6 protein-coding genes and 3 tRNA genes are annotated in these 11,138 nt (G+C 39.9%); all 9 read left to right on the top strand.

What is annotated here, in order from left to right:
* Window positions 1-47: 47 nt before the first annotated feature.
* Window positions 48-938, top strand: coding sequence for an Hsp33 family molecular chaperone HslO (hslO, locus tag D0Z64_RS01245; RefSeq protein WP_006351945.1), 891 nt, complete (start codon window positions 48-50; stop codon window positions 936-938).
* An 85-nt stretch (window positions 939-1,023) separates the two neighbouring features.
* Window positions 1,024-2,049, top strand: coding sequence for a tRNA dihydrouridine synthase DusB (dusB, locus tag D0Z64_RS01250; protein WP_080881130.1), 1,026 nt, complete (start codon window positions 1,024-1,026; stop codon window positions 2,047-2,049).
* 16 nt (window positions 2,050-2,065) lie between these two features.
* Entirely contained in the window at window positions 2,066-3,613 is a 1,548-nt protein-coding gene (gene lysS / locus D0Z64_RS01255; protein ID WP_080881131.1) for a lysine--tRNA ligase, read from the top strand.
* Between the two features lie 145 nt (window positions 3,614-3,758).
* Window positions 3,759-3,830, top strand: a tRNA-Gly gene (locus D0Z64_RS01260).
* A 113-nt stretch (window positions 3,831-3,943) separates the two neighbouring features.
* Window positions 3,944-4,018: transfer RNA gene (locus tag D0Z64_RS01265), tRNA-Gly, on the top strand.
* Between the two features lie 39 nt (window positions 4,019-4,057).
* Window positions 4,058-4,131 (top strand) — tRNA-Pro (locus D0Z64_RS01270).
* 129 nt (window positions 4,132-4,260) lie between these two features.
* Window positions 4,261-4,728, top strand: coding sequence for a GAF domain-containing protein (locus D0Z64_RS01275; protein WP_406565679.1), 468 nt, complete (start codon window positions 4,261-4,263; stop codon window positions 4,726-4,728).
* Window positions 4,729-4,797: 69 nt separating this feature from the next.
* Complete coding sequence (locus D0Z64_RS01280) at window positions 4,798-7,272, top strand: ATP-dependent Clp protease ATP-binding subunit (RefSeq protein ID WP_080881133.1); 2,475 nt, start codon at window positions 4,798-4,800, stop codon at window positions 7,270-7,272.
* A gap of 226 nt (window positions 7,273-7,498) precedes the next feature.
* Window positions 7,499-11,131 carry a DNA-directed RNA polymerase subunit beta gene (gene rpoB / locus D0Z64_RS01285; protein WP_080881134.1) on the top strand — a complete coding sequence of 1,211 codons (3,633 nt, stop codon included), beginning with the start codon at window positions 7,499-7,501 and terminating at the stop codon, window positions 11,129-11,131.
* The last annotated feature ends 7 nt before the right edge of the window (window positions 11,132-11,138 follow it).

Below are 11,138 nucleotides of genomic sequence, written 5' to 3' on the forward strand. Positions count from 1 at the left end.
AATAAAAATAGGGCCTGTAACGGGCTCTATTTTTTTAGGAGAAAGCAATGAACGATTATTTAGTAAAATCAATTGATAAAACCAAAAATCTTCGCTTATTGACGATTACAGCCAAAGGCGTGGTAGGTGAAGCACAACAGCGTCATGATACCTGGTCTGCTTCTTCAGCCGTTTTGGGCAGAACCATCGTCGGCAGTCTGCTTTTAGCAGGAGCTGAATTAACGGATAAAGAAGAATTAACAGTGCGTTTATTAGGAAATGGACCAGTGGGACCAACCATTGTAACTGCCAAATCTGACTTAACTGTTAAAGGCTATGTAAAGAATCCGCATATTGCTTTGCCGCCTAAGAAAGACGGACATATTGATGTTAAAAAGGCTGTCGGACAAGGTTGGCTGGAAGTAACTAAAGATCTTGGACTTAAAGAACCATACACTGGTCAAGTACCAATTGTTTCTGGTGAAATTGCGGAAGACTTCGCATATTATTTGACCAAATCAGAGCAAATTCCTTCTGCTGTTGGTCTTTCTGTTTTTGTTAATCCAAATAATACAATTGGTGAAGCTGGCGGCTTTATGCTGCAGGCCTTGCCAGGTGCAAGTGACGAACTGATTACAAGAACGATTAAACGAATTAAGTCGTTGCCAGCTTTGTCGACTTCATTTTTGGATGGAATGACGCCAGAAGATTTGGCTCGTAAGATTTTGGGCACGGACTGCAAGATTTTGGAAAAAGATGATGTGGCCTTTAGTTGCGATTGCTCTAAGGAAAAGTACGCCGGCATTATGGAAACGCTAAAAACTGATCAGTTAGAAGCAATGATTAATGAAGATCATGGTGCTGAATTGACTTGCAGTTTTTGCGGCAATAAATACCACTACAGTGAAGATGAATTAAAGGCAATTTTAGCTAAAAAGACATCTGAAAAAGATTATTAAAATAAAAAATATTTTCTAAGTCCCTATGCTTTCGCATTTAGGGGCTTTTTTGTTACAATATTGGAGTATTTGAAAGGATGATTTGGTGGATAATAGCTGGAAAATACGCGATATTACTATCCCAAATCGAGTTGTAGTTGCCCCAATGGCTGGTGTTTCAAATTCGGCTTTTAGAATGGTGTGCAAAGAATTCGGTGCAGGATTAGTTGTTTGTGAAATGATCTCTGATCATGGAATTATTTATCGCAACAAAAAAACGTTGAGCATGATGCAAGTTGATCCACGTGAACACCCAATGAGTATTCAGATTTTCGGGGGAACGGAAGAAACTTTGCTTGAAGCGGCTCAATATGTTGATCAACATACTGCGGCTGACATAATTGACATTAATATGGGTTGTCCCGTGCCCAAGGTAACTAAAACCGATGCCGGTTCAAAATGGCTATTGGATGCAAACAAGATTTACCAGATGGTTCATGCCGTTGTGCAAAATGTTTCTAAGCCAGTTACGGTTAAAATGAGAATCGGCTGGGATCGCAAGCATATTTTTGCAGTTGAAAATGCGTTAGCAGCTCAAGAAGCTGGAGCATCAATGATTGCAATGCATGGCAGAACTCGTAAACAAATGTACCAGGGTCATGCAGACTGGGAAGTGTTGCATGATGTAGCTAACGCACTGGATATTCCTTTTGTAGCAAATGGAGATATTCGTACGCCTGAAGATGCTAAGAAGGCTCTGGATGAAATTGGTTCGACTGCAGTAATGGTTGGACGTGCAGCTTTGGGAAATCCATGGATTATCAAAGACATGGTTCATTATCTTGAAACTGGCGAAAAGCTAAAACCACAGACTGTGCGTGAACGAGTAGCAACTGCTAAACATCAGTTGGATGGTTTGGTAGAATTAAAGGGTGAAAAAATTGCCGTCCCTGAATTTCGGCAACAGGCAGCATACTATTTAAAGGGAATTCCCCGTTCAGCTCGTACTCGTGCTAAAATAAATGAAGTATGGACACGTCAAGAAGTATATGATTTGCTCGACAATTTCGTTGATGACTATGAAAAACGGCAGGCCGAACGCGAAGCTAGACGCGCTATAGTGAACAAATAAATGGAGGAAAGATACATTGGCAAAGAATGAAATGAACGACCAATTGATCGCTCGTCGTCAAAAGATGGAAGAACTGCGTGAAAATGGTATTGAGCCATATGGCATGAGAAAGTTTGATCGTCAAGATTTAGCAAAAACTTTGAACGAAAAGTACAGTAAGGAAGATAAAGACGAATTAAACGAAGATATGCCTAAGACCAAGATCGCGGGCAGAATGCTTGCAAAACGTGGTAAAGGTAAGGTAGGCTTTGCTGATCTTTATGACCGGACTGGCAAGATCCAAATTTACGTACGTAAAGACATCGTTGGTGAAGACAACTACAAGATTTTCAAGAAATCTGATATCGGTGATTTCTTAGGAATTGATGGTGAAGTCATGAAGACTGATACGGGTGAATTAACTATCCGTGCACTTCACGTTACTTTCTTATCAAAAGCTCTCCGTCCATTGCCAGATAAGTACCATGGTTTGAAAGATGTTGAGCAAATCTATCGTCAACGTTACCTTGACTTAATCACTAACCGTGAAAGCTACATGCGTTTTGTTCACCGTACTCAAATTATTCAAGCTATTCGTGACTACTTAAACAAGCAAGACTTCTTGGAAGTTGAAACTCCAGTTCTTCACAATATTCCAGGTGGTGCTGAAGCTCGTCCATTTATTACTCACCATAACGCTTTGGATATTGACCTTTACATGAGAATTGCTTTGGAACTTCCTTTGAAGCGTTTGATTGTCGGCGATATGGAACGTGTTTACGAAATCGGTCGTGTATTTAGAAACGAAGGTTTGGACACTCACCACAACCCAGAATTTACTGAACTTGAAAGTTATGCAGCATACTGGGACTTCCATGATGTCATGGATGAAGCAGAAGGCATTATTCGTGCAGCTGCTAAGGTTGTTTCTCCGGATGGCAAGATTACTTACCAAGGTCAAGACATTGATTTAGGCAAGCCATTCCGCCGCGTTCACATGGTTGACTTGATTAAGGAAAAGACCGGTGTTGACTTCTGGAAGCCAATGACTGACGAAGAAGCCAAGAAGATTGCTGAAGATCACGATATTCACTGTGAAAGCTATTGGAAGGTTGGTCACGTAATTAACGCCTTCTTTGAAAAGTACTGTGAAAAAACCATTGTTGATCCAACATTTGTCTACGGTCACCCAGTAGAAATTTCACCATTAGCTAAAAAGACCGCCGATGATCCTAGATTTACTGACCGTTTCGAAATTTACATTATGGGTGAAGAATACGGCAACGCCTTCTCAGAATTAAACGATCCTGATGATCAACGTGCTCGTTTTGAAGCTCAAATGGCTGAACGTGATGCTGGTAACGATGAAGCTGATATGATCGATGAAGATTACCTTCGTGCGATGGAATTCGGTATGCCTCCTACAGGTGGTTTGGGTATCGGTATTGACCGTTTGGTAATGCTTTTGACTGATGCTCCAGCTATCCGTGATGTATTGCTCTTCCCAACAATGCGTCCAGAAGCAGTTCCTTCAATTGATGCAGAAGTTAAGGCTGACTTAGCTAAGAAGAATAAAAACAAGTAATTAACAGTTACTCATTAAATAAAGTCCTTTGTTGATGTTTAAAAGCATCAGTAGAGGGCTTTTTTATTTTTTGAGAAGAAAAAACAAATATTTTTCGAAAAAGTGTTGCAAAGTTAAATACGTTTGCTATAATAATAACTGTTCTGCGGAAGTAGTTCAGTGGTAGAACATCACCTTGCCATGGTGGGGGTCGCGGGTTCGAATCCCGTCTTCCGCTCTAAAGAAAAAAGCTCACGTATGTGAGCTTTTTTTGTACCTAAATTGATGAAAAATGTTTTTTAAAAAAGTGCTTGCATTTATTAGATGCTTTGCTATAATAATAACTGTTCTGCGGAAGTAGTTCAGTGGTAGAACATCACCTTGCCATGGTGGGGGTCGCGGGTTCGAATCCCGTCTTCCGCTCCAAAGAATAGAAGCTCACCGCCAGGTGAGTTTTTTTGTTACCGGGAAATGGCTCAGCTTGGTAGAGCGCTACGTTCGGGACGTAGAGGTCGCGCGTTCGAATCGCGTTTTCCCGACTGATATTAGAATAAGCATCTCAATGAGGGATGCTTATTTTTTTATTTAGCCTTCACTTATCTAAAATAAGTTAATTACTAGTTAATCCTTTTGGCTTTTGTTATAATGACATGAACCAAGGGAAAGGAATGGTCTTATTGTCAGCAGCTTCAAAAAAAGATTATCAATTGTTGGTCGAACAAGCCACAGCCTTAGTTGAAGGCGAAGACGACTGGATTGCAAATACGGCAAATTTATCTGCTCTTTTATTTCATGGCTTAAAAAATGTCAATTTTGCAGGTATTTATCGTATTAAAAATAATGAACTGATACTAGGTCCATTTCAAGGTCAACCAGCCTGTGTCCATATTGCTTTTGGCAAGGGAGTTTGTGGTACAGCAGTTGCTAATGAAAAAACTGAAATTGTCACCGATGTGCATCAATTTGCAGGACACATTGCTTGTGACAGTCGTTCAAAGTCAGAAATTGTTGTCCCTATTTTTAAAGACAGACAAATCTGGGGCGTGTTTGACTTTGATGCGTTGGTTAAAGACAACTTTGATCAAACAGATCAAGAATATTTAGAAAAAATTGCGGCAGTGATTTTTAAGCATTAATGCGAAATATTTTACTTTACTGACGATCACGACTAAAATATTGAACGTCAATTTTAAGGTGGTGTTTGTATGGAAAATTCTTATAGTAAAAGTTCAAATCAGGTCTTGGAAATTGCCCGAGAACAAGCGCAAAATTTCCATCACCGTTTAATTGGAACAGAACATGTATTGCTTGCATTAGTAATTGAGTCTGATGGGGATGCAGGCAAAATCCTGCGTTCATGGAATTTAACGCCAACAGCAATTAGAGAAGAAATTGAACGCTATACAGGTTACGGCTCAGCTGCCAACACTGATTACATGGAAATTTCACCACGTCTTAGCTTAATACTTGATTACGCTAAACGTGCTGCCGATCAAGGCGGATATCATGAAATCCAAACGAATCATCTTTTACTTGGCTTAGTAGCGAGTGAACAAGTTTTATCAGCAATGATTCTTAAAAATCTGAATGTTGACCTGGCTCATTTGCGCCAAGATGTGGAAGATAGTTTAAATCAAGGACAAAACTTTGACGATTCTTCCGACTGGCTTAACAACGTTCCAACTGTTAACAATGTACAAACCAAAAAGTCAGCAACACCAACACTGGATAATGCCGCCATTAATCTTAATAAGCGAGTAATTGAAGGCGCAATTGATCCTGTAATTGGACGTGATCGTGAAATTGCACGCGTTATTCAAATTTTGTCACGACGGACAAAGAACAATCCAATCTTAATTGGTGAACCTGGTGTTGGTAAAACAGCTGTGGCAGAAGCAATTGCAACAGCCATCGTTAATAAAAAAGTGCCAACGGATTTATTGAATAAACGAGTAATGTCTTTGAACATCGCTAATTTGGTCGCAGGTACCAAATACCGGGGCGAATTTGAAGATCGAATGAAAAAGATACTCAAGGAAATCGCCAAAGACGGAAAAGTAATTTTGTTTGTTGACGAAATCCATACAATTATCGGAGCCGGTGGTGCCGAAGGCGCAATTGACGCCTCAAATATCTTGAAGCCTGCTTTGGCTCGTGGCGATTTGCAAATGATTGGTGCGACGACTTTTGATGAGTATCAAAAATATATCGAAAAAGATCAGGCCTTGGCTCGCAGATTCCAACAAGTTCGGTTAAATGCACCAACTAAGGCAGATACTTTAAAAATTTTGGAAGGATTAAAGCCAAAATATGAAAAGTTCCACCATGTCAGAATTTCCGAGGACAGCTTGAAAGATGCGATTAGTTTGTCTACGCGCTATATTTCGGACCGCTATCTTCCTGATAAAGCAATTGATTTAATTGATGAAGCTGGAGCTGCGGTTAAGATTAGAAATAATGCCGGTTCTGATAATCGTTTGCTTCAACTTGATCAACAAATTAAAAAGATTATTAGTCAAAAAAATGACGCTGCAGCTAATCAAAATTTCGTTGAAGCGGCAAAATTGCAAGATAAACAAAATGCTTTGCAAGAAAACAAGCAGCAAATTATGAATAGTTTGAATGATAATCTTAGTCAATCAGCAACGGTGGAACCAGAGGATATTGCGAAAGTTGTTTCCTCTTGGACTGGCGTACCAGTTACGCAAATGAAACATAACGAAACAAAGCGTTTAGCTAATTTGGAAGCTATTTTGCATGAACGTGTTATTGGTCAGGATAAGGCTGTGTCAGCTGTCGCTCGTGCAATTCGCCGCAGCAGAAGTGGAATTAAGGATGAACGTCGTCCAATCGGATCGTTCTTATTCTTAGGGCCAACTGGTGTTGGTAAGACTGAATTGGCTAAATCAGTTGCTGCTGCAATGTTTGGCTCCGAAGATAATATGATTCGAATTGACATGTCAGAATATATGGATCCGGTTGCCAGCAGCAAGCTGATTGGTTCCGCTCCAGGCTATGTAGGTTATGAAGAAGGCGGTCAGTTATCTGAGCAAGTTCGCCGTCACCCATATTCAGTAGTATTGCTTGATGAAGTTGAAAAGGCTCATCCAGACGTCTTTAATTTGCTTCTTCAAGTATTGGATGAAGGATTTTTAACAGATTCTAAAGGACGCAAAGTTGACTTCAGAAATACGATCATTATTATGACCTCTAACTTGGGCTCACGCAGTTTGTTTGATACTAAAGCTGTTGGCTTTAATGCTGATAACGCAAGTCAGGCACAACTTCGTGCTGATCGAGTTCGTCAGGCGCTCAAGCAGTTCTTCCGTCCAGAATTTTTGAACAGAATTGATGAAACAATTATTTTTGATGAACTTGATCAAAAGCAGCTTCGTCAAATTGTCAGCCTGTTGATGCATAAATTGATTGTGCGTCTGCAAGAGAAAGACGTTGAATTGAAAGTCTCTCGTGCGGCACTTGATAAGATTGCTAAAGATGGGTTTGATCCAGAAAATGGTGCTCGACCATTAAGAAGAGCTATTCAAAACGATATTGAAGATCAAATTGCTGAAATGTTGATCAATGGAGATTTAGCAGCGGGACAAACTTTAAAGATTGGCTGCAGTCGTGGTCAATTGAAATTTGATGTCGAAAATGCAAAAGAAAAAGTGAAGAATTAATTGATTTAGCAGGTCTTGCAGTTGACAAATTCCTCAAAAGCAAGTATAGTGATGAGTGATTTAAAAGGCTGAATTTCAGGATTTTGCTGATCTATTGTCCAGCAAAATGATAAAGACAAAAACGACACTTAGTTGTTTTTGTCTTTTTTATGCCTAAAATTGCAGTTTTTTTTATTTGTAACAGAATTGTAATATTTGCTTTCTCTAACAGAAAGGATGTTTTTCCTTGTTAAACGGACACGTATTGAATTACGGTAAACACCGAACAAGACGTAGCTTTTCAAAGATTAAAGAAGTTTTGAAACTACCTAACTTGACCGATGTTCAAACCCAATCATATAAGTGGTTTCTCGACAAAGGCATTAAAGAAGTTTTTGATGACATTATGCCAATTGGCGACTTTTCAGGTAAGTTGTCACTTGAATATGTAGGTTATAAGCTTCAAAAGCCTAAGTATACTGTCGATGAAGCTCGTGATCATGATGCAACTTATGCTGCACCTATGCATGTTACTTTAAAATTAACCAACCAAGAAACTGGCGAAATCAAGACTCAAGATGTATTCTTTGGTGATTTGCCTTTGATGACCGAATCAGGTTCATTCATTGTTAATGGTGCTGAAAGAGTTATCGTTTCTCAATTGGTAAGATCACCTGGTGTATATTACTCAGGCGATTTTGATAAAAATGGTCGTCAAACCTTTGGCACAACAGTAATTCCTAACCGTGGTGCTTGGCTTGAATATGAAACGGATGCTAAAAATGTTTCTTACGTACGTGTTGACCGTACTCGTAAGTTGCCTTTGACTGTTTTAATTAGAGCAATGGGCCTTGGCTCAGATGGCGAAATCTTAGATATGTTTGGTCAAAGTGATACTTTGCAATTTACTTTGGACAAGGATGTTCACAAGAACCCAGCTGACTCACGTGTTGCTGAAGCTTTAAAGGATATTTATGAAAGACTGCGTCCAGGTGAACCAAAGACTACTGATTCTTCACGTTCACTTTTGTACGCTCGTTTCTTTGATCCACGTCGTTATGACTTGGCTCCAGTAGGTCGTTATAAGATCAACAAGAAGCTTTCACTTAAGAACCGTCTATATGGGCAAACTTTGGCTGAAACTTTAGCTGATCCAGATACTGGTGAAATTATTGCTAAGAAGGGTACTGTTGTTACTCACGAAGTAATGGACAAACTTGAAAAGTACCTTGATCGTGATGACTTCAAGATGGTAACTTACCAACCTTCAAAGGAAGGTGTTTTGTCAGACCCAATTACTGTTCAAGAAATTAAAGTTTACTCAAAGGTTAACCCTGAAAGAGAAGTTAAGCTTATTTCTAATGGTCATATCGGTTCAGATGTAAAGCACTTGACTCCAGCTGATGTTTTATCTTCAATCAACTACTTCTTTGCTTTACAAGATCAAATTGGTACTACTGACGATATTGACCACTTAGGTAACCGTCGTATTCGTCGTGTTGGTGAACTTCTTCAAAACCAATTCAGAATTGGTTTGGCAAGAATGGAACGTGTTGTTCGTGAAAGAATGTCAATTCAAGATCCTTCAACCGTAACTCCACAACAATTGATCAACATTCGTCCAATCGTTGCAAGTATCAAAGAATTCTTTGGTTCTTCACAACTTTCACAGTTTATGGACCAACACAACCCATTGGGTGAATTGACACACAAGCGTCGTATGTCAGCCTTAGGGCCTGGTGGTTTGACTCGTGATCGTGCTGGTTATGAAGTTCGTGACGTTCACTATACTCACTATGGTCGTCTATGTCCTATTGAAACGCCAGAAGGTCCTAACATTGGTTTGATCAACTCTTTGGCTACATATGCGATTATTAACAAGTATGGTTTTATTGAAACTCCATACCGTCGTGTATCTTGGAAGACTCACAAGGTTACTGATAAGATCGACTACTTAACAGCTGATGTTGAAGATAACTACATCATTGCCGGTGCCAACACTCCTTTGAACGAAGATGGTTCCTTCAAAGAAAAATTGATTTTGGCTCGTCACAAGGAAGACAACGTCGAAGTTTCTCCAGACAAGATCGACTACATGGACGTTATTCCTAAACAAGTTGTGTCTGTAGCTTCTGCATGTATTCCATTCCTTGAAAACGATGACTCAAACCGTGCTTTGATGGGTGCCAACCAGCAACGTCAGGCTGCACCATTGATTAATCCTCATGGTTCACTTGTTGGTACTGGTATGGAATACCGTGCTGCTCATGACTCAGGTGCTGCACTTTTAGCTAAGGCTCCAGGTACGGTTGAATATGTTGATGGTAATGAAATCAGAATTAGACGTGAAGATGGTACTTTAGATAAGTACACTCTTGAAAAGTATCGTCGTTCAAACAACTCTAAGTCATACAACCAAACTCCTAACGTTAAGAAGGGTGATAAGGTTGATGCAAGCGACATTATTGCTAATGGTCCAGCAATGGACCACGGTGAACTTGCTTTGGGTCAAAACCCATTGATTGCCTTTATGACTTGGAACATGTACAACTACGAAGATGCCATCATGCTTTCTGAACGTCTTGTTAAAGACGATGTTTACACTTCAATCAGTATTGAAGATTATGAATCAGAAGCACGTGATACTAAGCTTGGTCCAGAAGAAATTACTCGTGAAATTCCTAACGTTGGTGAAGACGCTTTGAAGGATTTGGACGAAGATGGTATTGTTCGAATCGGTGCTGAAGTTCATGATGGTGATATCTTAGTTGGTAAGGTAACGCCAAAGGGTGTTACTGAATTATCAGCCGAAGAAAGATTGCTTCATGCTATCTTTGGTGAAAAGGCTCGTGAAGTTCGTGATACTTCACTTCGTGTACCACACGGTGGTGGCGGTATTGTTCAAGACGTTAAGGTCTACACTCGTGAAGCAGGCGATGAACTTTCACCAGGTGTTAACACAATGGTTCGTGTTTACATTGCCCAAAAGAGAAAGATTCAAGTTGGGGACAAGATGTCTGGTCGTCACGGTAACAAAGGTACTGTTGCTGCAGTTGTACCAGAAGAAGATATGCCATTTTTGCCAGATGGTACTCCAGTAGATATTTGTTTGAACCCAATGGGTGTTCCATCACGTATGAACATCGGACAGCTTTTGGAATTGCACTTAGGTGCCGCTGCTCGTCAATTGGGTATTCACGTAGCTACTCCAGTATTTGATGGTGCTAACGAAGACGAAGTTTGGGATACTGTTCGTCAAGCTGGTGTGGATAAAGACGGTAAGACTGTTATTTACGATGGTCGTTCCGGTGAACCATTCCACAACCGTGTTTCAGTTGGTGTTATGCACTACTTGAAACTTACTCACATGGTTGATGATAAGATCCACGCTCGTTCAATTGGGCCTTACTCATTAGTTACTCAACAACCACTTGGTGGTAAAGCACAATTTGGTGGTCAGCGTTTCGGTGAAATGGAAGTTTGGGCCCTTGAAGCTTACGGTGCTGCATACACATTGCAAGAAATCTTGACTTACAAGTCAGATGACGTTGTTGGTCGTGTAAGAGCATACGAAGCCATTGTTAAGGGTGAAAGAATTCCTAAGCCAGGTGTTCCTGAATCATTCCGTGTTCTTGTTAAAGAACTTCAATCATTAGGTTTGGATATCAGAGTTCTTGATATGAATCATAATGAAATTGAATTGCGTGATATGGATGACGATTCAAATGAACATTTGAATATTGATACTTTGTCACGGATGGCTGAAGAACAAGAAAAGAAGAAGTTAGCCAAAGAAACTGAAAAATCAGATGAAAAAGCTGCTGAAGACAAACCTGAAAAGGAACCAGTAGACAAGTCTGACGATAAAGTTTCTAAGTAGTAGGAGG

Origin of the sequence: Lactobacillus amylolyticus (assembly GCF_003999355.1) — a bacterium.
Taxonomy (GTDB): Bacteria; Bacillota; Bacilli; order Lactobacillales; family Lactobacillaceae; genus Lactobacillus; species Lactobacillus amylolyticus.